General features: G+C 36.1%; 19 protein-coding genes, 1 pseudogene and 1 other annotated feature. Of the genes and pseudogenes, 1 reads left to right on the forward strand and 19 read right to left on the reverse strand.

Translation table 11 applies throughout. The features are described from left to right. Window position 1: 1 nt before the first annotated feature. The 19 genes from LB888_RS11515 to LB888_RS11605 all read right to left on the reverse strand — a co-directional run bounded on the left by LB888_RS11515 (window position 2) and on the right by LB888_RS11605 (window position 23,314). The gene (locus LB888_RS11515; protein ID WP_318753018.1) at window positions 2-745 is read right to left on the reverse strand and encodes a hypothetical protein; all 744 of its coding nucleotides are present in this window, start codon (window positions 743-745) and stop codon (window positions 2-4) included. Window positions 746-1,017: 272 nt separating this feature from the next. After that, window positions 1,018-1,329 (reverse strand): thioredoxin, encoded by a 312-nt coding sequence (trxA, locus tag LB888_RS11520; RefSeq protein ID WP_276645515.1) that lies wholly within the window; start codon window positions 1,327-1,329, stop codon window positions 1,018-1,020. A gap of 102 nt (window positions 1,330-1,431) precedes the next feature. Continuing rightward, window positions 1,432-3,072: a peptide ABC transporter substrate-binding protein gene (locus tag LB888_RS11525; protein WP_318753019.1), complete on the reverse strand. Its 1,641-nt coding sequence runs from the start codon at window positions 3,070-3,072 to the stop codon at window positions 1,432-1,434. A 389-nt stretch (window positions 3,073-3,461) separates the two neighbouring features. Beyond that, on the reverse strand, window positions 3,462-3,701 hold the full coding sequence (locus LB888_RS11530) for a hypothetical protein (RefSeq protein ID WP_318753020.1): 240 nt from the start codon (window positions 3,699-3,701) through the stop codon (window positions 3,462-3,464). Between the two features lie 329 nt (window positions 3,702-4,030). Beyond that, the gene (locus LB888_RS11535; RefSeq protein ID WP_318753021.1) at window positions 4,031-4,831 is read right to left on the reverse strand and encodes a formate/nitrite transporter family protein; all 801 of its coding nucleotides are present in this window, start codon (window positions 4,829-4,831) and stop codon (window positions 4,031-4,033) included. A gap of 876 nt (window positions 4,832-5,707) precedes the next feature. Then, entirely contained in the window at window positions 5,708-6,481 is a 774-nt protein-coding gene (locus tag LB888_RS11540; protein WP_318753022.1) for a DUF937 domain-containing protein, read from the reverse strand. Window positions 6,482-6,564: 83 nt separating this feature from the next. Beyond that, window positions 6,565-8,307 carry an ABC transporter ATP-binding protein gene (locus LB888_RS11545; protein WP_318753023.1) on the reverse strand — a complete coding sequence of 581 codons (1,743 nt, stop codon included), beginning with the start codon at window positions 8,305-8,307 and terminating at the stop codon, window positions 6,565-6,567. After that, window positions 8,304-10,034, reverse strand: a complete 1,731-nt coding sequence (locus LB888_RS11550) for an ABC transporter ATP-binding protein (protein WP_318753024.1) — start codon at window positions 10,032-10,034, stop codon at window positions 8,304-8,306. Before LB888_RS11550 ends, LB888_RS11545 begins: the two co-directional genes overlap by 4 nt. A gap of 280 nt (window positions 10,035-10,314) precedes the next feature. After that, window positions 10,315-11,013 (reverse strand): ribonuclease III, encoded by a 699-nt coding sequence (gene rnc, locus LB888_RS11555; RefSeq protein ID WP_276646015.1) that lies wholly within the window; start codon window positions 11,011-11,013, stop codon window positions 10,315-10,317. A gap of 652 nt (window positions 11,014-11,665) precedes the next feature. Then, window positions 11,666-12,169 (reverse strand): hypothetical protein, encoded by a 504-nt coding sequence (locus tag LB888_RS11560; protein ID WP_318753025.1) that lies wholly within the window; start codon window positions 12,167-12,169, stop codon window positions 11,666-11,668. 19 nt (window positions 12,170-12,188) lie between these two features. Next, on the reverse strand, window positions 12,189-12,842 hold the full coding sequence (locus tag LB888_RS11565; RefSeq protein ID WP_318753026.1) for a M20/M25/M40 family metallo-hydrolase: 654 nt from the start codon (window positions 12,840-12,842) through the stop codon (window positions 12,189-12,191). 19 nt (window positions 12,843-12,861) lie between these two features. Beyond that, window positions 12,862-13,716 (reverse strand): transporter substrate-binding domain-containing protein, encoded by an 855-nt coding sequence (locus tag LB888_RS11570; protein WP_318753027.1) that lies wholly within the window; start codon window positions 13,714-13,716, stop codon window positions 12,862-12,864. Between the two features lie 22 nt (window positions 13,717-13,738). Beyond that, a complete protein-coding gene (locus tag LB888_RS11575; RefSeq protein WP_318753028.1) occupies window positions 13,739-14,473 on the reverse strand; it encodes an amino acid ABC transporter ATP-binding protein in 735 nt (244 codons plus the stop codon). Next, the gene (locus LB888_RS11580; protein ID WP_318753029.1) at window positions 14,466-15,176 is read right to left on the reverse strand and encodes an amino acid ABC transporter permease; all 711 of its coding nucleotides are present in this window, start codon (window positions 15,174-15,176) and stop codon (window positions 14,466-14,468) included. The genes LB888_RS11575 and LB888_RS11580 overlap by 8 nt, the downstream gene beginning before the upstream one ends. 66 nt (window positions 15,177-15,242) lie before the next feature. Beyond that, window positions 15,243-15,472, reverse strand: a binding site (T-box leader). Between the two features lie 146 nt (window positions 15,473-15,618). Continuing rightward, window positions 15,619-16,386, reverse strand: a complete 768-nt coding sequence (locus tag LB888_RS11585; RefSeq protein WP_318753030.1) for a hypothetical protein — start codon at window positions 16,384-16,386, stop codon at window positions 15,619-15,621. Between the two features lie 16 nt (window positions 16,387-16,402). Then, on the reverse strand, window positions 16,403-17,644 hold the full coding sequence (gene pepT / locus LB888_RS11590) for a peptidase T (protein ID WP_318753031.1): 1,242 nt from the start codon (window positions 17,642-17,644) through the stop codon (window positions 16,403-16,405). A 177-nt stretch (window positions 17,645-17,821) separates the two neighbouring features. Continuing rightward, window positions 17,822-19,294 carry an IS1634 family transposase gene (locus LB888_RS11595; protein ID WP_318753032.1) on the reverse strand — a complete coding sequence of 491 codons (1,473 nt, stop codon included), beginning with the start codon at window positions 19,292-19,294 and terminating at the stop codon, window positions 17,822-17,824. A 354-nt stretch (window positions 19,295-19,648) separates the two neighbouring features. Next, window positions 19,649-20,380, reverse strand: coding sequence for an amino acid ABC transporter ATP-binding protein (locus LB888_RS11600; protein ID WP_318753033.1), 732 nt, complete (start codon window positions 20,378-20,380; stop codon window positions 19,649-19,651). Between the two features lie 3 nt (window positions 20,381-20,383). Next, a complete protein-coding gene (locus LB888_RS11605; RefSeq protein ID WP_318753034.1) occupies window positions 20,384-23,314 on the reverse strand; it encodes an ABC transporter substrate-binding protein/permease in 2,931 nt (976 codons plus the stop codon). Between the two features lie 424 nt (window positions 23,315-23,738). On the opposite strand from LB888_RS11605, the pseudogene LB888_RS11610 reads away from it, so the two are divergent. Further along, window positions 23,739-24,326, forward strand: a pseudogene (locus tag LB888_RS11610) (IS30 family transposase); the annotation flags it as partial. Window positions 24,327-24,446 lie beyond the last annotated feature (120 nt).

Here is a 24,446-nt window from a genome sequence, read left to right on the forward strand (position 1 = left end):
TTCACTCCTTAAAAAATTGTTTAAATTTAACTTTAGGATAATACATTTTATTTTGAACAGATTTCAATTCATTGGTGATATACATCGAAAATTCATCCTTGAAAGCAAATTCATCATAAATTAAACCATATTGGGGGGCATAATAAAAATACTGCGTCGTATCATTCGTGTCTTGTTTTAATGACAACACTAAAACATCATGATAAGTCACTTGATTAACTGTAAAATCATCCAATATGTTAATCACTTCATACTCTTGTTCTTCTTGATAGCCACTAAAAAAAGTATCCCCCACTCCCAACTCTAATGGCATGATTAATGAAGTAGAGTCATCGAAAGTATCTGGATGGTCTCTAAAATCTGTATTATCATAGGTTTCTGGAAAATAACTCAATTCAATAATGCCCTCTGGAGTTAATTGATAAACAAACGCGATAGAAGTACCGGCACCATCACGTCTAAATTGATAAATCCCTTCTTCGTTTAAAGGATATTGCAGTACCACTTTAAAACCTGCAAATTCATTACCAGAACCAATATAATCATAATTTTCATAATATAAGAAAGGTGCATAATTAATTGTTTGAACTTTTTCCTCGCTTTTATTTTGATTATCTTTTAAAACTTGATCTTTTACTGGAGGATTATTGTCATTAATCGAAGCAACCTTAATTGGCGGTAACCAAAACATTATCGAACCAATAAATGTCAATAAACTTAGAAATATAAAAACTTTTCTTTTCATATCATAATCCTCCCTTTTATCCTATTATACCTTAATTTATAGCCGACATAAATAAGAATCATAGTAAAACGATAAAATCAGTCTTTAGACCTAAAAAATGAATCTATAAAAATAATGATTTGGCATTGTGACATCTATAATTATATTTGAAGTCTATAATCAGTTTTCATTGGTACTTGAAATTGCTTCACGTTCATAAAATATGACAATAAAAAACGAGCCAAAATGATAACATTCTGACCCGCTTTTAAATAGACTATTTAATTATAATATTACATATGGCGAGATAAAATTTCGTTTAAGCGATTTTTATCATGGAAACCAACTAATTTTTCAACAACTTCGCCATCTTTTTTAACTAATAACGTTGGAATTGACATGATGCCAAATTCACGAGCTGTTTCTTGCTCTTCATCAACATTCATTTTGTAAAAATCAACTTGTCCAGCTAATTCTTCAGCTAATTCATCGATAACGGGTGATTGCATACGACACGGACCACACCATGGAGCCCAGAAATCAACCAATGTTAACCCTTCTGCAGTTTCTTGGTTAAATTGTGCATCTGTTAAAACTTTTGTCATAATGACACTTCCTTTTTATTATTTTGATTTAATCTTAACATATCTGTCTATACTTCACTATTTTTTTGCTTAGAAAATGGCGAGTTGCCTCGCCATTAAAAATTATTCAGCTGCGCGATAAGTAGTACGTAAATTAATCGTACGTCCAAATGGCATGATTTCGAAGTTTTTAACATCTGGGCTTAATAGGTATGAGGTAGAAACTTGGTATAATGCTGATGTAATTGCATCTTCTTCTACAAAGATTTTCTCAGCTGCGATTAACGCTTCGCGACGTGCCGCTGGATCATTCGCTAACTCATGGCGTGTTTGGTCGACTAATTTATCTACTTCCTCGTTAGAGTATTTAGCAAAGTTAATCCCACCATCAGTCGTTAATTGTTCAACAAAGTTTAAAGCATCTTGGTAATCAGGCGCCCATGTACCATAATAGAAATCATAGTCTAAACTTCTTTGAATTTCTAAACGGTTTTGTAAAGGAACGGAACGAATAGTAATCGTCAATCCTGGTAAGTTTTCTTGGATTTGAGCTTGTAAGTATTCAGCTGTACGACCTGATAAATCAACATCAGATACTAATAATTCTAATGATAACTCTTCGACACCTAATTCTTCTTTCGCTTGTTCCCAATCTTTTTGGGCTTGTTCTACGTTATAAGGTAAGATTTCTCCTGCTGCTTCACGATAATCTACCCCTTCTTCATCCACATCAAAACCAGTTGGAACAAATCCATTCGCTGGTGTAGAACCATCTTGAATCACTGACTCAGCATATAATTCTTTGTCAAATGCTTGAGAAACTGCACGTCTTAAGGCAGCATTGTTGGTAGGTTCTTTTGTATCGTTAAACATGATATAACCTAATGTTGCACGAGGAACTGTATTAAAATCTTCTGCCCCTTCATATTGACCAACAAAGGCATCAGATAAAATTGCATAATCAATTTCACCCGCGTCATATAAGTCTGCACCAGTACCTGTTTCTTTAACAACAGATACTAATACATCTGTTAAATGAACATTTTCAGCATCCCAATAATTTTCATTTTTATTTAAAGTCCACTCTAATTCAGTACCTGTCCAACCTGTTAAAGTAAAGGGTCCATTCGTTACGATATTTTCAGCAGAAGTACCGTAAGCTTCGCCTTTTTCTTCTACAAATTTTTTAGAAACGGGCATAAAACGACTACCTGTTAATAATTTCGGTAAATAAGGTGCTGGATATTCTAATGTAATTTCTAATGTTTTATCGTCAAGTGCTTTAACACCTAATTCATCTAATTCCATTTCACCATTACGGATGCTGGCCGCATTTTTGAAAATTTCAACAGATGAAGACGTATTTTGTCCATTTGGGTCAACTAAACGTTGATAAGTAAACACATAATCTTCTGCTGTGACGGGTTCACCATTACTCCAAACTAAGCCATCACGTAAAGTGAAAGTATAGGTTAAACCATCTTCTGAAACTTCAACGTTCTCAGCTTGACCCAATTCTACTTCAGTACCAGTAGAAACACGATATAACCCTTCAAAAATTTGGCCAATCATATCTGAACTTGGCGTATCATTATATAAAGCTGAGTCTAAAGTTGCTAACTCTCCAATTGTCATAATACTTAATGTTTGTTCAACTGAAGGATCAATTTGTGTCTCCTCTGCTAAAGTTACTGGTAAACTACCAGTGGCTAATGTTAAAGCAGCTGCAGCTGAAAGAAAAGATTTTGCAAACTTTTTAAACATTTTAAATCTCCTATCTATTATTAATTTAAGATTAATATTCTAATCTTGATGAGACCATCGTAACACGTTTACGTTTGTAACTCAAGTTTTATGCTCATAACTTTTTAATATGATTATTTGTCATAATGTTGTTAAATCAAACATTTTAAAGGGAAAATATGATAGTATTTTTAAAAAACTTGGGAGTAGACTAAATAGTTGTTGCTTCGTATTACCCTTCACTCTTCAATAGATTTTAAATTAGGCTTCAAGATGCGGTTTGATGTTATACTGTCGTTGTGCTTATAAATAAAGAATCGTCACTGGGAGTATACTAGAAGTAGAAAATTGAATCTTTTTCGCTTCGTCTGTCCACCCCGCATACTTGGGAGTGGACCAAAAGTAGAAAATCAAATGATTTTCGCTTTGTCTGTCCACCCCCGCAAAGTTGGGAGTGGACCAGAAGTAGAAAATCGAATGATTTTTGCTTTGTCTGTCCACCCCCGCAAAGTTGAGTAGGTCTCAAGCAAGTCATTAAGACGCAGATTGAGACCACTCAACCACTGCGCTTTTAATTTAATAACAATAACTTGATTCAATCTTCCAAGCTTATTCTCAGCTACTTTATGACACAGTTTGAGGCCAATCAACCCCTGCGCTTTTAATTACCGAACAATCACTTGATTGGAATTTATCAAATTGATGCCTAACCACGTTAAGACACAGTTTGAGACCACTCAACCACTGCGCTTTTAATTACCGAGCAATCACTTGATTGGAATTTATCAAATTGATGCCTAACCACGTTAAGACACAGTTTGAGACCACTCAACCACTGCGCTTTTAATTACCGAACAATCACTTGATTAAATTTATCAAGTTTATGCCCAGCCTCTTAGGCTAAAAATGCCGCACCCTATTTAAACAAAAAAAGAGCCTTGTAAGAACTTTACGTTCCAACAAGCCTCTTTTCTAAAGATTAATCGAAGTATAACTCACTCTTATTATTTAACCAACTATATACTAAACCGATAAAAATACCCCCACCGACATAGTTACCTAGACCAGACCATAAGAAGTTAGATAAAACTGAAAGTACAGTCATACCTTCAACCGGTCCACCATTGGCAAAGAATGACAATGCAAAAGTAGAAAAGTTAGCAATAACGTGCTCAAAACCTAAGAATGCAAAAATGAAAATAATAAAAATCATAGCAAATACTTTTCCGGCATCGTCTTTCATACGAATACTACAAAATACAGCGGTATTAACAATCACATTGGCAAAAATACCTTCAGAAAACTGTTGAAGCGGTGTTTTTGCTAATTTAGCTGTAGTAGCGGCAAATAAATAATGATCAGGTTCTAAAGTGCTATAAGCTTGTGTGAATGACATAATAAAGCTAGCAACCACTGCACCAATCGCATTGAATAAAATACACGTTAACAAAATTCTTAACGCTTTAGACACTGGTAAAATTTTACGATGCATTGCAACTGTCATATACATCATATTAGATGTACCTAGTTCAGCATTCATATAAATAATCATAATTAAAGACCAACTGAACATGAATGCATAAAAGAATTTACCCATATTTGGTACTAAGGCATCTGCTTTTCCGGCGATAAAACTGGCGATAGCTACCCCCATTGTTAAGAAAAGACATGCTAACATCGAACGTACCATATAACGGGCAATACTCTTATCAAATAATTCCTCTTTTTTGTTAATACTATGGGATATACTTCCGATTAGACCACGATTTTGAACTTCCATTTCGTCACTCCTATTTATATCATGCTCATATTATAACAAATGCTGATTTACATTAAAAGTGACTTTTGGTAAAGTAAACGTTCCCATCTGCTATTTTTTTAAGGTAATTTGAAAACACTATGAAAATGTAAATTTATTTGTTAATTATTCGCTTTATTACAATAAAAGAGTGGACCAGAAGTAGAAAATCAAATGATTTTCGCTTTGTCTGTCCACCCCCGCAAAGTTGAGTAGGTCTCAAGCAAGTCATTAAGACGCAGATTGAGACCACTCAACCACTGCGTTTTTTATTACCGAGCAATAAGTTGATTGATTTTAGCAAGTTGAGGACCAATCTCTCTAAGACGCGGTTTGATGCCACTCAACCACTGCGCTTATAATTATCGAGCAATCACTTGATCGTATTACCTAACCTCATTAAGACGCAGTTTGAGGCCACTCAACCACTGCGAAATAAAATAAACAGACGGAACCAAATATAAAAGTCAACTTAAAAATCACAATTTGTCTCACTTAAGATTCCCCACTTTTTCGTTGGGAAAGTTATGTGCAACAAATTGGGGAATCTTATTGTAACTGTAATACCAAACAAACATTTAAAAAACTGAGGCTCATACCACTTCACAAAATGCGCTACAATTTCGCCTTCCTCAAAACACAAAAATAAGCCTTTCCTCGTTCGCAGACTAAAAGTCTTAAGCAAGGAAAGGCTCATTAAAATTTAAAAGACACCTTATAAAAAAATATGTCGATTGCTAGAGTTGTCAAAAATATCTTACAATATTTGAAACTTCTGATACTCTAGACCTAAAGACTAACTATTGTTTCAAAGTAATTTGTCAAAAAGAAAAGCATAGTAATCCTTAATAATCGATGTTAGAAAAATGAATCTAGTAGGGATTCAACGATTGATTTATTTTCGCTTTTCGGTGCTTGGCTCACTTGACCGCCACCTTTTTGTGACATTTGTTCAATTAGACTACCTAAGATGCCGCCAAAGGCCCCATCATTAGTTGTTGAGTTGCCTGGCTGTTGTGGAATTTTTGGAATATAATCTTCACGACGTTCAGTTTGTTGTGTAACTTGACCTTGTTGTTGTGCTTGTTGTCTTTTTAATTGTTCAATTTGTTCTTCGTAACGTCTAATTTGTTCTTCGTACTGATTCTGTAATGTTTCTTCTTCAGTTTGTGCTTGTCTACGAACTTCTTCAGCTGTTAATTGTTTGTTTTTCTTATTATCTGCCATGTATTTAATTAATAATGGCGCAACTAATACTAACACACGTTTTACAGCTGCCGGGCTTAATCCTAAGGTATCGGCAATTTTTTCAATGATACCTGTTTTGTTGCCAAATAAATGGTTTAACATTTTATCGCCATCTTCGACATCAGCTTTTCGTGTATAATCTGCAACTGAATCAAAATGAGTATCATTAGCATGGTCTTTTAAGGCATTGTCAAACGCAATTAACCCTTCTTCAGTTGAAGTATTATTATTAATTGCTTTTAAAATTAAAGGTAAAGCCATCCCGACAATTGAACTCGCTTGAGACGCATCTATTCCTGCACGATCAGAAATTGCTGTCACATCATTGCTATCTACTTTTGACAAAATATCCATTAAACTACCGGCTGTATCAAATAATCCCATAATTATTCTTCCTCTCAATTTGTATTGTTACTTTAATTTAACATAACATCAATGAAAAGAATAATGAAACGCCTTACAATCGATTATATTTTTTCTTGCATACGATGCATATTGGCATAGCGTCCGTCTAATGCTAATAGTTCCTCATGGGTTCCTCGTTCAACGATTTCCCCATTATCTAAAACTAATATCTGATCCGCATCACGAATAGTTGAAAGTCGGTGTGCAATAATAAAGGTCGTTCGGCCTTGTTTTACAATATTCATGGCCTTTTGGATAATAGCTTCTGTTTCGGTATCAATATGCGATGTTGCTTCATCTAAAATAAGTATTTTAGGGTTACTAGCTAAAGTTCGAGCAAAAGCAATGAGTTGTCGCTCACCACTTGAAAATGCATTTCCTTTTTCAATAACCGGTTCTTCAATCCCTTTTTCTAAACGATTAATCATATTTTTAGCGCCAACCTTTATTAGAGCATCCATTATCGTTTCTTTGGTAATCGTCGCATCATCCATTGCAACATTAGAAGCGATCGTTCCGGTAAATAAATACGGATCTTGTAATACGATACCCATTGAACGGCGAACTGATTCGCGATTATATTCAGCAATATTTTGTCCATCGATTAAAATTTCACCAAGCTGTGGATCATAAAAACGGAATAATAAATTAATTAAAGAGCTTTTCCCACTACCAGTATGCCCTACTAAGGCAATTGTTTGCCCTTTTTTAGCTTCCAAGTTTATATTTTTTAAAACGTATTTTTCATCCGTATACCCAAAGGAAATATTGTTAAAGACGACATTGCCTTCACTGACTGTAAGTTCCTTTTCAGTGTCCACTTCTTTTTGTGCATCTAATAATTCCATGACACGTTTACCTGTCGTTAATGAACGTTGTAACTCAGGAAACATTCGCACTAACATCCCCATATTATTAAACAAGCGATCGATATAATTAATATAGGTTAACAGTAAACCAGCAGAGACGGTCACATAACCACCTAAAAATTGATACCCAGCCCAAGCTAACACACCAAAGAAGACAATTCGTTTAAATAAGTCTACTAAACTCCACGAGATAGTGGCGTGAACATTAATCATCTTTACATCGGCTTGATACATCTTCTCGATAATGGCGTCAAATCGGTCAATCGCATCCTTTTCTTGATTAAATAATTGAATAATCGCACTACCGGTCATCATTTCATTGACCTGTGTGTTCACTTCACTTTGCATTTCATAATAGGTGGTCAATTGACTTTCTGTTCGTAATTGCCACAGTCGTTGCCACCCTATAAAAACTGGAATTAATAATAATAAAGCTAGGCCCATTTTATAATTAATGAAAAAGATGATGACATAAACACTGATGACACTCATCATTAAGACTAAAATATTGGATAACAAACTACCGTAAAATTGCGCTCTTAAGGTTTCGGTGTCATTGACAATACGAGCAGAAATCTTGCCTGCGGGTTTATCATCAAAATACGCGACCGGTAAATTTTGCATTGTTTCATAGGCTTCATTACGCAAATGAGCCGCTACTTTATTAGCACAATACATCAATATACGAATAGCAATATAGCTTATAATACTCCCAATAATGGACAAACCGATATAAAATGCTAACCACATTAATAACTTGCTTGAATCTAAAGTAGCCCCCTTCGTTAATGGCGTTAATAAATTATCGATAATATATTGGACAATAAGTGGCGCTGCTTGTAGAGCTCCACTGGAAATAAGTAATAATACTAAACCCAAAATAAAAGGTAAGCGAACTATTTTTAAATAGGATAAAAGTCTCAATACTAATTTCATTCAGTCACACCCCTTTTACTTTGTTGTTTATAATACTGCTCAGCATACCAACCCTTTTGTTGGACTAACTCTTGTGGCGTTCCTTCCTCAACGATTCGGCCCCCTTCTAATACAATTACCCAATCGGCATGATTAACCGCTGATAATCGGTGGGTGATAATAATATTCATTTTGCCTTGTCGTAATGTTTGAATGTTTTCAATAATAATGCGTTCCGTTTTAGCATCGACCGCTGATAAGGAGTCATCTAAAATCAATAAATTAGGTTGCTTAATCATCGCTCTAGCAATCGAAATCCGTTGTTTTTGCCCTCCCGAAACAGAGACACCTTTTTCACCGACTAACGTATCATAGCCATTGGCCATTCGTTCCAAATCTTGAGTGAAAGCTGCTACGGCTACCGCAATATCTAATTCTTTTTGGCTGGCATCATTTTTACCTACTTTAATATTATCAGCCACTGAACGTGAGAATAAAACATGCTCTTGCGGCACATAACCTATCTGCTGTTCAATGGAGTGTCGTTGATAATTTTCAATGGGAAGACCATTGATTAATAATTGGCCTTCTCCTACTGGATATTGACGCAATAACTGGCGTACAAAAGTCGTTTTGCCACTACCTGTTTTACCAACGATACCAAGGGTTTGTCCTTTTTCAAGTTTTAAATTGACATGGCTCAATCCCTCATAATCACTATTAGCATATTTAAAGGAATAATCCACTAATTCCAATGAATTTAATTCCTTTAATTCAATCGAACCATCCGCTTCTAAATCATCACCCGTTTCAATGATTTCATTGATTTTTTTGAAAGATAATTCTCCTGTTTTATAAACTAAAATAAGATCCGATAACATCCACATAGGATCTAATAAAATCCAACTATACATTTGTAAAGCCACAATATCCCCAATTTGCATCTGGCCTTGACTCATAACTAGTCCGCCTAAGCCCAAAATGATAACGGTACTCAAAGCAAGAAAGACATTGGCTGCACGCCCATAAAGCGCTTGGTAGACCATAATATTATCGGCACGTTGTCTAAGTTGATCGGTTTTTTCAGCAAAACGCGTAGCGCCTAAACGACTATTACCATAGGCGCGTGTTACGCGAATCCCTTCCACTACTTCTAATACTTCATTACTTAAGGCAGATACAGCTTCACGGTTCGCTTCTACCATATCATCTTGTTTTTTCCCGATATAATAGACAATAATTCCCAAAATCACTAATGGAATCATGCCCAACAGAGAAATCCACCATGAAATCATAAACATTTGCGGAATAATGATGATAACCGTCCCAATACTATATAGAAAACTCATCGTACCATAACCTAATAATTCGGAAAGACTCGCAATATCACTAGTAAAACGAGTCATCATATCCCCACTACGGAATTTATCATAAAAAGGAATGCGCATTGAACTCAATTTATGAAATAACTTTCGTTTTAATTCTAATTCATAATGAGCTCTTGCCGAAAATAGCCATTTGACCCAGAAAAATCCTGCAATATAGGTTAATATCGCTGTCACTAAAATTAAAATTAATTGAAAATTTAAATTTGTTTGAGTGAGCGTATTATTGGAGATTTGATTGATAATTGTTTGTGTCACTTTAGTTGGTACCACCGAAAATCCATATTCAACAAATAATAAAATTAGGATGGCGGTGTACAACCATTTTCTTTGAATAATATAATTCCAAATTTCTTTAAGCATCATTGACCTCTTTTCTGTTTTTTAATTCTTAATTTTTTGCACAAAAAAACCACCTAGCCCATCTCGAGGTAGGTGGTTAAATCATCACAAAAAAACTGTTATCATACAAACAGTACATGATTATCCCCAGGAGATGGCACGAATTGATTGTTAACATTACTTACTACTAATAATTTCATGATTCATTCTCCTTTCTTTCGATAATCAATATAGTAGGAATTATAACATAGTATACAAACGTTTACTAGTCATATTCTCATAATTTTTTCGAAATTTTAATTTATTTTAAGATGTTACCCTTCTCATCAATAAAATTTAAGGCACTTTCCGCTGCCGATATTTCCGCTTGTTTCTTACTACGCCCCTTACCAATAGCTAAAGGCACATCATTCACTCGCACTTCCACAGTAAATTGGGTATTGTGAGCAGGCCCTTCTTGTTTGATGACTTTATATTGAATTTTAACGGTTCCTTTTTGTTGAACCAACTCTTGCAGATGCGTTTTATAGTCTTTACTTACGGAAGCAAGCATCTGTTGATGTTGATGTAATAAAGTTAAATTGACAAATTTTGTCGCCAATTCGATTCCTTGATCTAAATAAATCGCCCCTAAAATCGCTTCATAGGCATCGGAAATAATTGATTCTCGCTGACGACCGCCACTGGCAATCTCACCTTTACCTAGATAGATCGCTTGGTCAATTTTAAATTGACGCGCTACATAGGCCAGACTGGCTTCTTGAACTAATTGCGCACGCATTGTCGTTAATTGTCCCTCAGGCAACTTAGGATATTGATGATATAAGAAATCACTGACGATAATTTCTAAAACCGCATCCCCTAAAAACTCTAAACGTTCATTGGATTGTAATTTAAATTTTGGATTTTCATTAACGTATGTTGTATGAAATAGTGCATTTTCAATAAGTGATGGTTGATTGAATTTTACTTCTAATAATTGTTCTAATTCAAAAATCATTAAACCCCTTCTTTCTATATTAATTAACTATTTCATTTGTTATATCCTTACAATTCGATATAATTATCCGGATATAACAAACCAAATAAAAAAGTTGAGAACCAGGCAAGTAGTAGAAAATTGAATGCTTTCCACTTTGTCTACCTATCCCCATAAAATAGGGACTAAACCAGAAGTAGAAAATCAAATAATTTAGCTTCTTCTGACTATCCCCGCGAAAATGAGACTGGACTAGAAATAGAAAAATCAAGTGATTTTAGCTTCGTCTGCCCACCCCATGCAGTGGAATAGGACTCAAACAAATCATTAAAATGCAGGTTGAGACCAGTCAACCACTGTTCAATAAAGTTGACAGTGGAAGCAAATGGTATGTTAAAGTGATTACCCAGCTTCACTACTCTTCCTATTTTACACTATTTAATAATAGAATGGGAGTAACAAGCTGTAGAAAATTTGATGCGTTTCGTTTCATCTACCCACTCGGTCTAAATTAGCTCCTGTGGCTTTGTCCTGTATATATTTAGATAAATTTTCTTCAACAGGTCACCCCAAAAGTAGAATAAGCATCAAACCAGTTTTAAATCACCGTTTGATGCTATTCATCCACTGAACTTTTCATTAAGGAGCAAGTTCTTAACTTATTTTACCAAATTTATCCTAATAACTTAGATAAGGTTTCTGTTTGTTCTTTTTGAACCTCAGCAAAAGTTTCTGGTTCTTCTAATAATTGCAAGGCTACTAGAGCAATACCTTGAGCTGCCTTAATTAACCCTGCTTTACCAGCTGGTGAAATGGTGGCATCTGCCATTTCTTTAGAATGTCCTTGTACCCAATCTTCAGCAATCTTTATATATCCTTGTATAGTAGGACATTTATAACTTACGGCTCCAACATCAGTGGAACCAGTAGCAACTTCATCGACGGGTTCAATATCCGTTAATCCTAGTTCTTGGTATTTTTCAGTTAATAATTCCGCTAATTTATAATTAATAACGGTATCTTCATAAGGGCACTCATAGACAGATGTTTCAACCGTCGTACCATTGGCCATCGCAATACTTTCAGCAATTTTTTCCGCTTTTTGCGCCACTTCTTTAGCATAAGCAAAGTTAGGCGCTCTAAAGTAATAATCAAGGGAGGCATACGCTGGTATCACATTAGCGGCTTTGCCCCCATCACTTATCACACCGTGAATGTAGGTGGGGGGCTACAAATTGTCTCAATAAATTAATTTGCACAAAGGACATGACAGCGGCATCCAAAGCTGAAGCACCTTCTGATGGACGACAAGCATGCGCGTTTTTTCCAAAAAATTCAAACTTCAATGGATAAAGTGCATTAGAACGGCCACCTACCCCATTTTTTGTGCCAGGATGGACCATTAAAGCAACATCAACATTATCAAAGACACCCGCTTCCGCCATGGATACCTTACCACCAAAATTTTCTTCAGCAGGGGTTCCAACCACCAATACTTTACCGCCATACTGATCAATCACCGCTTTTAGTGCTTCTCCAGCTGCCACCCCAATTGCCGCAATTAAATTATGGCCACAGCCATGACCGACTTCAGGCAAGGCATCATACTCACACATAAAGGCAATGGTAAGACCCGGCTTGCCCGAATCATACGTTCCTAAAAAACCAGTAGGCACGACATAACCCGCTTGTGTTTCAAAACCCGCCTTAGTTAAATAATCAACCAATAAGGCCATTGTTTCAAATTCTTCATTACCAATTTCGGGATTATCATATAATGATTGGACGATTGCCATATAATCGTCAATCTTCGCTTCAACCGATTGTTTAATTATTTCATTCGCATTCATTATTGGGCCTCCATTCTTTTTATTCTTCAATGGCTTTGACACTTAAAGCTTTCGCTTCATCTTCCCATTTAGCCATTTGACCACTGTCAATCGCTTCTTTTATGACTTTATTGACCACTTCTAATAATGCGGTATTGTCCATGTTTTTCGGGAAGCCAATCACATTTTGTGCATAAATGTTTTCTGGGTCTAAATCAAAGCCATCTTTTGGTAAAATCACTAAATTATCAAATGATTTTAATAATGGTTCCGCAGAAGAAGTTGCCACAACCATCCCTTGAATATCACCTGCATTTAAAGCTAATACTTCTGCATCCATTGTGCCGTATTGCTTAACATTCGTTGGCGAAGTAATTTTTAAGGCCATTTCATATTGGATAGAGCCACCTTGCGCCCCAATCGTTAAATTAGCCGCTTTTAATTCATCTAATGTTTTGAATTTTTCAGCTGTTTCTTTAGTGACTAAAATTCCTTGGTAACCACCATTATCACCTGTTTCTTGAGAGTAACCATCTGAAAAATCCATTACCGCAGCCCGACCTTCAGTAAATGAGAAACCAGCGATTCCCATATCCACTGCACCTGATTGGATATTGGCAATCACCCCATTAAAATCAGTCGTCACTAATTTCATTTCAACGCCTAATTCATCCGCAATCGCTTGAGCAAGCGCCATATCACTACCAACAATTTCTTTTTCACCTTTATCATTAATAATATAGAACTCACGTGGTGGAAAATCCGGTGAAGTCCCGACTAAAATTTCCCCTTTTTCTTTAATTTTAGTAAGACTGTCCTCAGCTGCCATCACATGATTGATTGATAAAGAACCGACAAATATTAACGCCACTAAAAATGATATAAATTTTTTCATGATATTTCCTCTTTTCTATGTATTAATAATTAATTTGATCTAAAAATTGTTTCGTCCGATCCACTTGTGGATTCTCAAAAATTTCTTGGGGTGTCCCCTGTTCAACAATATTGCCATCAGCTAAAAATAACACCCGGCTAGCCACCCGTTTAGCAAAATTCATCTCATGGGTGACAATCACCGTTGTTAAGCCTTCTTGTGCTAAAGATTGAATAACTAATAAAACTTCTTTTACCATCTCTGGGTCTAAAGCAGAAGTCGGTTCATCGAACAACATCACTTCTGGTTCCATTGCTAAGGATCGGGCAATCGCTACCCTTTGTTTTTGACCACCTGATAATTTATTTGGGTAAACATCCTTTTTATCTAATAAGCCGACCTTTGTTAATAGTTCTTCTGCTTTTTGGTCTGCTTCTTGTTGCGACATTTTATTTAATTTTACCGGGGCTAAGGTAATATTTTGCTTAACGGTTAAATGGGGAAATAAATTAAAATGTTGGAAGACCATCCCGACTTTTTGTCGTAATTGGTCTACGTTTTTTTCAATTAATTTATCTTCATTTACTAATTGGTCTTTAAAATATACTTCACCTGAAGTAGGTATTTCCATTAAGTTGAGGCATCGGATCAATGTTGATTTTCCGGAACCTGAAGGTCCAATCAACGCGACCACCTCCCCTTTTTGGATTTCTAGATTAATTCCTTTTAGAACGTCTAAATCACCAAAACTTTTATGTAAATTCGTAACTTTAAGCATAAACTCCTAACCTCTTTTCTAATAATTTCATCAATTTCGTTAAAACAAATGTTAAGACAAAGTAGATGACCCCAATCAGTACTAAGGGTTCAAAAATCGAATAAGTCGCAGCCTTAACAATATTTTGCGCATACATGACATCGAATACCCCTACGGTCGAGACAATCGAAGATTCTTTTATCATCGTAATAAACTCATTACCTAAACCTGGTAAGACAACCCGCGTTGCTTGAGGAATAATGATGGAGAATAATGTCTCGCGTCGACTTAAACCTAAAGCACGTCCGGCTTCCATTTGACCTTTGTCAATGGACTCCAATCCTCCACGGAAAATTTCACAAATATAAGCGCCCGAGTTAATCGACAAAGCTACCACAGCTGTTAAAAATTCACGCGAACCATAAACATTTCCTAAAGCTGGTATAGCTTGAATGCTAAACCCAATTAATGGAAAACCATATAACCATAAAAATAATTGTAATAACATCGGCGTCCCGCGGACGACTTGTGTATAAACATTGGCAATCCCTTTTAAAAATTTATTTTCCGATTGCTGTAATAAAGTTGCTAACAGTCCGATAATCGTTCCTAATAACACCGTTGCTAATGATAGAACAACCGTCACCATTGTCCCCTCCCAGAAGGTAGGCAACCATGGTCCTAACTTTTTAAAATCAACAGCAATACTTAATATACTCAACATCTCATGACTCCTTTACATACTATATTTTGAAATAAAAAAACCCGTCTCCACACTTACAAATGTAAGTATAGAGACGAGTTGCAAATAACATACCCGTGGTACCACTCTAGTTAACGGGAAATAAAATAATATTTCCGATTCACTCATTTTGATAACGCTCAGACAGCGAAACTAGCTACTTGATTCACCAGTTTGTCTCATAAGTGCGGTTCAATTATCGCATCATAATAGGCTTCCACTCTGTCCTATCTCGCTGTAATCAACTAATAATTTACTCTCTTAATCATCGACTAATATTAAGTTGAATAAACTATAACACTGAACTTTAAAAAATGCAACACTTTTATGAAAAAAAGATTAAAATCTTTTCTGTTTGTTGCCTAAAGTGATCCATTTCCTTGTTAATATGGGCTTTTTAAAGTAAAAATAATCGTCGCTTTTCTCATTCCTTTATCTTGCGAAATACTTTAAGCATCATCTGCGGCCATTCAGCCTTGATTTTTTCGAATGAATTGATCGCCCAAAAATCATGAAATGTTTGCCCATTCTTATTAAAACATAAGCTGTCCGTCACCATATAACAAGCGTGTTGCAATGTATGTTGCGTATCATAAAAACAAACGACATCACCTGCTTGATAGTCCATATCTTTTACTGGATAATACTGATTCCGTTTTAGAAAATTCAAAAAAGTATTCGCAAACATCCATTCATAAATAATTTGGTCGTTATTAGTTAGACAATAGATGACTGCAGAATAGCAATTCGGTCCATGAATTTGCGGTATTTGATTATGAAATTGAACAATTCTTTCTGGAATGTCATCAGGTATTCGCACATCGCTAAATGAATCGTCTAATCCTTCGATCATTTCATCTTGCCAACTCTTAGGCATGCGATGCCAAAAGCTAATCGTCACTAAATTGTCTTTATACATCATCGCATTATGGTTACGTCTTTGTTCGTTTAATAAGTCATATTGTAAATTCTGTGGTAAATCCTCATACCAGCCTGCTTGTTGAACTATCACATAATCAAACGTTATTTTCCATGTTTGATAGCTTGAAATCGCATGAATACTTGAATAAACAGGATGTTGATAATAATCAAGTTTAGGTAAAATCAACTCTTCCTTAAAATCTTGTAGGTGTTGATCATAAAAATCTTGTCTAATAAAAAACAAATCAAAATCTTGCTCTAGTGTTCTCATATAACTCCTTATAATGTTACGCCTCTTTTTCAAGACTTAGCTCAATAATCGTTAAAATAATATCCGTTACTTTCTCCATACTTTCAACGGTTACAAACTCATAACAGCCATGAAGATTTTCGGCCCCTGTACAAATATTAGGGGTTGGAATACCTTTATAGGTTATAATACAGCCATCTGTTCCTCCTCTAAATGGTTGTATATCAGGTGTAATCCCGTTCGCTTCATAAGATTTAATCGCCAGTTGCACGGGCAGTGATTCTTTAGAGATTTTATTGGCCATATTATAATATTGATCCTGAATTTCATACTTAATGCGCGGTCGATCAAATTGCTGATTAAACTGTGTTAATTGTTCAGCAATCCAATTTTTTCGGTCTTCAAATTTATCCCAATCATGATCGCGAATAATATAGGTCATTTGTGCCTTATCTAGTTGACCACTAATATTACTTAACATATAAAAACCTTGGTAACCCTTGGTTTTTTCAGGCACTTCATCTTTAGGAAATAATTGATGAATATCAGCAGCAATACTTAAAGCATTGACCATTTGACCATAAGCTTGTCCAGGATGGACGGAAGTCCCTTCAATTTCAATGGTTAAGCGAGCTGCATTAAATGTTTCATACTCTAATTTTCCGATTACGCCACTGTCAGCAGTATATGCGAATTCAGCTGGAAATTTGTCCGTTTCAAAACGATGAGCGCCTTTACCAATTTCTTCATCGGGACCAAAGGCAAACCATAATTCACCATGTTTAATTTCCGGATGTTCTATTAGATATCTTCCAGCTTCAATGATTGAAACCATCCCCGCTTTATCATCAGCCCCCAGTAAAGTCGTTCCATCAGTCGTGATTAAGGTTTCACCAATATAATTTTTTAAGTTTGGAAATTCTTCCGTTGTCATCCAATGATTGGTCTCTTTATTTAATAGGACATTTTCACCATCATAGTTATCGTGAACTTGTGGATTGATATTATCAGCCGGATAATCAGCGGTATCAATATGGGCAATCCAGCCGATAGCAGGTGGTTGAGAATCCGCTTCTATATTGGAAGAAATTTTAGCTACAACATACGCATCACGTGGATCTAATTGTACTGCTTCAAATCCTAATGCTGTTAATTCTTCCACTAACATTTCCGCAAATTCCCATTGACTCGGAGTAGACGGAATTGCATCGCTATTAATATCACTACGAGTATTAATTTTAGCATATCGTAAAAAACGTTCTAAGTGATTATTATTCATTTCATAACCTCCACTAGCAAATTATAGCAATATTATAACATAGTTAAAGATAAATAATGAAACAATTAAAAGTTTTGGGTAGGTGAAATAATATCTCCTTAATGCATTATATAAATCTGAAATGAACGCCAAATTGAATGCCATTGATCCTAAACTCCCATTATCGTGACATGATATTTATCTTGGATAACTCACCCCTGTTTTTGAATAGAGTAACTTCTGCGCAACTGTCATTTCTCCGATGGTTGCGCCATATTCTTTGTGCGTGAGAATGTCAATGCGATTCAGACTCGCTAGAAAATCAGCTTGAGTATAATCCTCGTCCAGTGCCGTTTCATTCATTGCTCGTTTAAGATAAGATTGGAGAATTAATGCCACAAACTGAATAAATAATTTCCCTTCTAAACTTTTTTCTGTGGAAACTCTTAATCGACGTAGGTTTAAACGATCTTTTAAATTATGAAACGCATCCTCAACTAACTCTTTGTTTCGATAAAGGGATAACAGTTCCAAAACATCCATTTTATACGTACTGATTAAAACAAAAAAACCAAAGTGTCGTTTATGTTCCGCAATCTTCTCTCGGTGATATTCATAGTGGATCGAACCTTCTTCCGACACTTTTCGGAAATAGGTGGCATAATCTTTCTCAAAATGAGGGTTTAATTCGCCACTTCGCAGTTCTTTATACCGTTTTTGTAATTCAGCGTTCCATTGATGTTCTTGTTCCACCGCTTGATCATGATTATAGTACACATAGACTTGGATGGGATAATAGCCTTTCCCACTTTCTGTCTGAAAATAGTCGGTTTGAACGCGTTTTCCTGCTAATTTATACACGGTTGAATAGTTTTCAACATCCGTTATCTCATGACGAATGGCTTCTATCGCTGCTTTCACGTAAAGTAAATTCTTTTTAACACCCATCACAAACCCAATTCCAGATTGGATGAGTTCATAAACATTTTCTTTGCTATAAATACCTCGATCCATCACTAATTTGATTGATTCTTTATTGAAATTATCTAATAAGCTTAATAACCAAGGAATCGTTTTATTGTCGGGGATGTTCCCAGATAAATATCGATACATAATAGGTAAGCGTGTTTTTTCAGAAAAAATGACGCCTAAATTTATTTGAGGCAACTTGTCATCTTCTTTATTATAACCATATTGGGCATAGGGTAAGGTCTTAGAGTAACTGGAAATCGATGTTGTATCATAATAGAGAAATTCCTTCGCATTTGTCTGGTTCATCCGTAAGTCAAAAAAACGTTGAATCCCGTCCTCATCGATTGCCTTAAACACGTCAGAAATTCGCTGAGAAGTAAGTTTATCAGCAGAAGCATAAGGGAGATAATGAAGTTTTTCCCAACTTTCAAATTGTTGCATCGAGTTGGTCGGAGCCATGACTAAAAAATAAGCAAGCTGAATCAGGTGCTCATAATATTCAGGAAAACTTTGGATTAACGCATCGATGACTCCTTCTTTTTTTGCCACTTCATGAAGGTAATAAGTCGCTCCAAAGTGTTTCCGTTCAATGGTTTTGGCTATATCCAACACCTGTTGAGGATCAGAAAGGGATTCGATCGTTTTCTTACGCGCCCGATTCGGTTTGATTTCTCCTGTTTCCGGATCACGATGCCCCAAGATTTTTCGTTTCTTTCGCGCATTCTTGATTTTCGGATCATAATGTTTGTTGTAATCTAAAAGTGGCCACTTTTTAACGAAATTGCCGTTGAAAATGGGCCACTAATTTAATATCCTCACCTATAATATTAATAAGTGGAGGTGTAGGAGTGTTAGTTGGCAAAAGAGCTGAACCTGCACTAATTATTGCTATTTTGATTAGATCCTTACTTTTGATAAATTTTGTCATCGCATTTTACCTAGTAGCCAGTCTACTAGTCTTTTGAAACGGCAAACTTCGACTCCTATTTCCAAAACCTTCTAATCCACAAAAAATAAGAGACCCATGATAACGAGTCTCTTGCTTATTAATAATTATACTAATACTTTGTCTAAGAATGACTTTGTACGTTCTTCTTTTGGTGCGTTGAAGATGTTTTCTGGTGTATCTTCTTCAACGATGTATCCACCATCCATGAATACGACACGGTCACCTACTTCACGAGCGAATCCCATCTCGTGCGTTACAACAACCATGGTCATCCCTTGAGATGCTAGGTCTTTCATAACATTCAGTACATCCCCAACCATCTCAGGGTCAAGCGCTGATGTAGGCTCATCGAATAACATAATGTCTGGATCCATTGCTAAGGCGCGTGCGATAGCCACACGCTGTTTTTGCCCACCTGATAATGAATTAGGATATGCGTCTACTTTATCAGATAATCCAACTTGTGCAAGTAACTCATTCGCTTTTTTGTCCGCATCAGCTTTAGATAGGATGCCTAATTCAACCGGAGCAAGTGTAATATTTTCTCTTACACTTAGGTGTGGGAATAAGTTGAAATGTTGGAATACCATTCCAATGTTCTCACGTACTTTATTAATATTAGCTTCTTTTAGGCTAATGTCAGTTCCATTTACAATAACATTTCCACCATTAATTTCTTCTAAACGGTTAAGGCAACGTAATAAAGTTGATTTACCAGATCCTGATGGTCCGATAATACATACTACTTCTCCTGAAGCAACATGTAAGTCAATTCCTTTTAATACTTCGTTGTCGCCGAAACTTTTCTTTAATCCGTTAACTTGTACTTCTGCCATAGATTACAACTCCTTCTCAAGTCTATTCGAAATCTTAGTTAATATAGTAATTAAGATAATATACATTAATCCAACGATTAACCACATTGAACCTGATTGATATGTACGGGAAATAATTATACGACCTGTTTGTGTTAATTCTACCAAACCAATTACTGATAAGATAGATGTATCTTTCAGTGTAATAACGAATTGGTTGATGAATGATGGAATCATAATTCTAAATGCTTGTGGTAAGATAATTCGTCTCATTGTCTTACTTTGACTTAATCCTAAGCTTCGAGCTGCTTCAGTTTGACCACGATCAACTGCGTTAATACCCCCACGCACTATCTCTGCAATATAAGCTGCTGCATTCAAACCTAAGGTGGTTATTCCGGCTGTGTAAGCCCCGAATTGTAATCCAGTTAATTGTGGAACACCAAAGTAGATAAAGAACGCTAGTACGATTAACGGCATACCACGCATAATATCAATATAGATTTGAGCAATGATTGATAATGCTGTGATACCTGATGTTCTCATTAAACCAACGATGATACCAAGTACCGCTGCAATAGCGAATGATACTAAGGTTACCCAAAGCGTTGTCCAAAGCCCATTCATTAATGCTTTACCATTCGATTGAATTAAGCTTACGAATGCATTCGTTGATCTTGTTAGTGCCTCTTCAGCTTCAACGTCAGTCTCTCCTAAATAAGTGGCAACGATTTCATCATACTCACCAGATTCTTTTAAGGCATTTAGTCCTTGGTTGAATAATGCTAATAAATCACTATTTTGTCCTTTTTGAACGGCAAATCCATAATCAGCGACTTCCATTTGTTCACCGATAAAGCGTAATGGAATGCCTCCAGTCTCTGCGGCATAAGCCATAACTGGGTAATCTTCGATAACAACTGATGAATTACCAGCTTGTAAATCTTCATACATGTTCACTGAGTCTTCAAACGTTGTGATTGAGAAGCCATATTTATCTGCAATTGACTCTGCTACAGCCATACCTTGTGTCCCCGTCTTAACAGCGACATTCTGACCTTTTAAGTCTTCAAGTGTTTGAATCTCACTGTCTTCTAACACTGCGAATTGTACACCTGCCGAGAAGTAAGTGTCAGAGAAGTCAAATGTCTCACGACGTTCGTCGGTAATACTCATTCCGGCAATCATACCGTCGACTTGTCCTGCTTCAACGGCTTGTAATGCGGCATTGAATCCTAACGGACGTACTTCATAATTAAATCCTTGGTCTTCAGCAATCGCTGCAAGTAAGTCCATGTCGATACCTACATAGTTACCATCTTCATCTTGGAACTCAAATGGTGCAAAAGTTGTATCAGTACCAATTACATATGTAGTGTCTGGGTCAGCCACCACTGCTGCAGAATCTGCTTTTGCTTCTTCAGTCTCAGCTTCTTGAGACTCACCTATGTAGCTTGCAACAATCTCATCGTATTCACCAGATTCTTTTAAGGCATTTAGTCCTTGGTTGAATAATGCTAATAAATCACTACTTTGTCCTTTTTGAACGGCAAATCCATAATCAGCGACTTCCATTTGTTCACCGATAAAGCGTAATGGAATGCCTCCAGTCTCTGCGGCATAAGCCATAACTGGGTAGTCTTCGATAACAGCTGATGAATTACCAGCTTGTAAATCTTCATACATGTTCACTGAATCTTCAAAGGCAGTTAAAGTAAACCCGTATTGATCTGCTACTGATTCAGCTACAGCCATACCTTGTGTCCCCGTCTTAACAGCGACATTCTGACCTTTTAAGTCTTCAAGTGTTTGAATCTCACTGTCTTCTAACACTGCGAATTGTACACCTGCCGAGAAGTATGTGTCAGAGAAGTCAAATGTCTCACGACGTTCGTCGGTAATACTCATTCCGGCAATCATACCGTCGATTTGTCCTGCTTCAACGGCTTGTAATGCGGCATTGAATCCTAACGGACGTACTTCATAATTAAATCCTTGGTCTTCAGCAATCGCTGCAAGTAAGTCCATGTCGATACCTACATAGTTACCATCTTCATCTTGAAACTCAAATGGTGCAAAAGTTGTATCAGTACCAATTACATATGTAGTGTCTGGGTCAGCTACAACTACAGCGTCATCTGCATCTGTCGCTTCAGCTTCTTCTGAGTCGGCGTTCATTGCAATCTCACCTAAGTAAGTTGCAAGAATCTCATCATACTCACCAGACTCTTGAAGATTAGCTAGACCTGCATTAAACATCTCAATAAGTTCTGAATTATCACCGCTCTTAACTGCAAATCCATAATCAGCCATTTCCATTTGTTCGCCGATAAAGCGTAATGGAATGCCTCCAGTCTCTGCGGCATAAGCCATAACTGGATAATCTTCAATTAAGGCTTGAGAGTTACCAGCTTGTAAGTCTTCATACATATTGACTGAATCTTCAAAGATTGTCACAATGAAACCATATTCATCTGCTAACTCTTCTGCAACAGCCATACCTTGAGTTCCAGACTTAACAGCAACCTTTTGTCCATCTAAGTCTTCTAAGGATTGGAACTCGCTATCCTCTAATACCGCGAATTGTACTCCAGCTGAGAAATAAGTCTCAGAGAAGTCAAAAGTCTCGCGACGTTCATCTGTAATACTCATACCAGCAATCATTCCATCAGCTTGGCCACTTTCTACTGCTTGTAGCGCTGCACTGAATCCTAGAGGACGCAGCTCATACTCAAAGCCTTGATCCTCAGCGATTGCTGCTAATAAATCCAGATCAATACCAACAAAGTCACCATTCTCATCTTGGAATTCAAACGGTGCGAAGGTAGTATCTGTCGCAATGATATAGCTTGGGTTGTCATCCTGTGCTGCAACTTGTTGGGACAAGACAGGTGCTCCAATAAGTGTTAAAAACATGACAACTAACGTTAAAGATAACCATCTAAAATACTTCATCGTACTCCTACTTTCTAATATAGTATATGCATTATAGAATTTTACTCATAAAATTCTAACTTACTTGAGTATAAAATAAAACCACACATCACCGCAATAATTATATTACAGTTTATGTTATATTTAATGACATAAATATTTATAATTGATGTCATAAAAATATACGAATGCCTATTTAATAATCTTTTTAATTCCCATCTGAATACCGCTTATAAAAAACTTAAATAAAATCTCTTAACATCTGTTATTTCATAAAATCTATGGTATGTACTACTTATTTCTTGCTAGTCTCGATTTGATTTAAAATTCAAAGCCATGAACACGAAACCTAAGGGATTAAAAAGTAAGATTTATGGCATTTATAGCCAGCGTCGCTTCTAAAAATTTATTCTGCTGAGTATGCTCATTCCAGTATTTAAAAAAGCTCGACAAGTGTTGCCGCAAAGTGTCACTTGATAAGGAAACCAAAGAAACACTCGTTCATTTTCTGACCGAAATGAAATATTCACCAGAAATGATCGTTCATTCTAATCTTGTAAACGTCCCTGTTTCAACGATTTACTATTGGCTTCATAACGGATATTTAGGCTTAACATCGAATGACTTACTTTATCCGCGTAAATCAAAGAAACAACGTAAGAATACCAACTCGCAATTTAGAGTTAAACTTCAATCCATCGATATGCGTCCGGAAGTCAGTAATCAACGTGGTGAGTACAGTCATTATGAAATTGACACCGTGATTCTAACGCGCAAGACCAATAAATGTTTACTCGTATTTACCGATCGTCGGACACGCCATCAAATTATGCAACTGATTCCGAATAAACAGGCGGCATCCGTAAATAATGCTTTATTAGATATACTCAATGAATATGCGATTAAATCAATTACTGCGGATAATGGTGTTGAATTTTTTAGACTGCATGAAGGCTTCCGTATAAGCATATTTATTATGCCCATCCTTATTGTTCCTATGAACGGAGAACAAACGAAAACCACAATCGACTAATAAGACGGTTTGTACCTAAAGGAACATCAGATGTAACGGAATTAGAGGAAAAGAAAATCGAAAATTGGATTAATCATTATCCAAAAAGAATGTTCAACTACAAATCACCATTTGAGATGA

This window comes from Globicatella sp. PHS-GS-PNBC-21-1553 (assembly GCF_033564055.1).
GTDB lineage: Bacteria > Bacillota > Bacilli > Lactobacillales > Aerococcaceae > Globicatella > Globicatella sulfidifaciens.

Excerpts from the sequence above, each read along its gene's own strand:
- LB888_RS11535 (WP_318753021.1), bottom strand. The coding sequence starts at position 4,831 with ATGGAAGTTCAAAATCGTGGTCTAATCGGAAGTATATCCCATAGTATT.
- LB888_RS11600 (WP_318753033.1), bottom strand. The coding sequence starts at position 20,380 with ATGGCAGAAGTACAAGTTAACGGATTAAAGAAAAGTTTCGGCGACAAC.
- LB888_RS11605 (WP_318753034.1), bottom strand. The coding sequence starts at position 23,314 with ATGAAGTATTTTAGATGGTTATCTTTAACGTTAGTTGTCATGTTTTTA.
- LB888_RS11525 (WP_318753019.1), bottom strand. The coding sequence starts at position 3,072 with ATGTTTAAAAAGTTTGCAAAATCTTTTCTTTCAGCTGCAGCTGCTTTA.
- rnc (WP_276646015.1), bottom strand. The coding sequence starts at position 11,013 with ATGATTTTTGAATTAGAACAATTATTAGAAGTAAAATTCAATCAACCA.
- LB888_RS11585 (WP_318753030.1), bottom strand. The coding sequence starts at position 16,386 with ATGAGAACACTAGAGCAAGATTTTGATTTGTTTTTTATTAGACAAGAT.
- LB888_RS11580 (WP_318753029.1), bottom strand. The coding sequence starts at position 15,176 with ATGTTGAGTATATTAAGTATTGCTGTTGATTTTAAAAAGTTAGGACCA.
- LB888_RS11570 (WP_318753027.1), bottom strand. The coding sequence starts at position 13,716 with ATGAAAAAATTTATATCATTTTTAGTGGCGTTAATATTTGTCGGTTCT.
- LB888_RS11540 (WP_318753022.1), bottom strand. The coding sequence starts at position 6,481 with ATGGGATTATTTGATACAGCCGGTAGTTTAATGGATATTTTGTCAAAA.
- LB888_RS11515 (WP_318753018.1), bottom strand. The coding sequence starts at position 745 with ATGAAAAGAAAAGTTTTTATATTTCTAAGTTTATTGACATTTATTGGT.
- LB888_RS11575 (WP_318753028.1), bottom strand. The coding sequence starts at position 14,473 with ATGCTTAAAGTTACGAATTTACATAAAAGTTTTGGTGATTTAGACGTT.
- trxA (WP_276645515.1), bottom strand. The coding sequence starts at position 1,329 with ATGACAAAAGTTTTAACAGATGCACAATTTAACCAAGAAACTGCAGAA.
- LB888_RS11545 (WP_318753023.1), bottom strand. The coding sequence starts at position 8,307 with ATGAAATTAGTATTGAGACTTTTATCCTATTTAAAAATAGTTCGCTTA.
- LB888_RS11565 (WP_318753026.1), bottom strand. The coding sequence starts at position 12,842 with ATGAATGCGAATGAAATAATTAAACAATCGGTTGAAGCGAAGATTGAC.
- pepT (WP_318753031.1), bottom strand. The coding sequence starts at position 17,644 with ATGAATAATAATCACTTAGAACGTTTTTTACGATATGCTAAAATTAAT.
- LB888_RS11550 (WP_318753024.1), bottom strand. The coding sequence starts at position 10,034 with ATGCTTAAAGAAATTTGGAATTATATTATTCAAAGAAAATGGTTGTAC.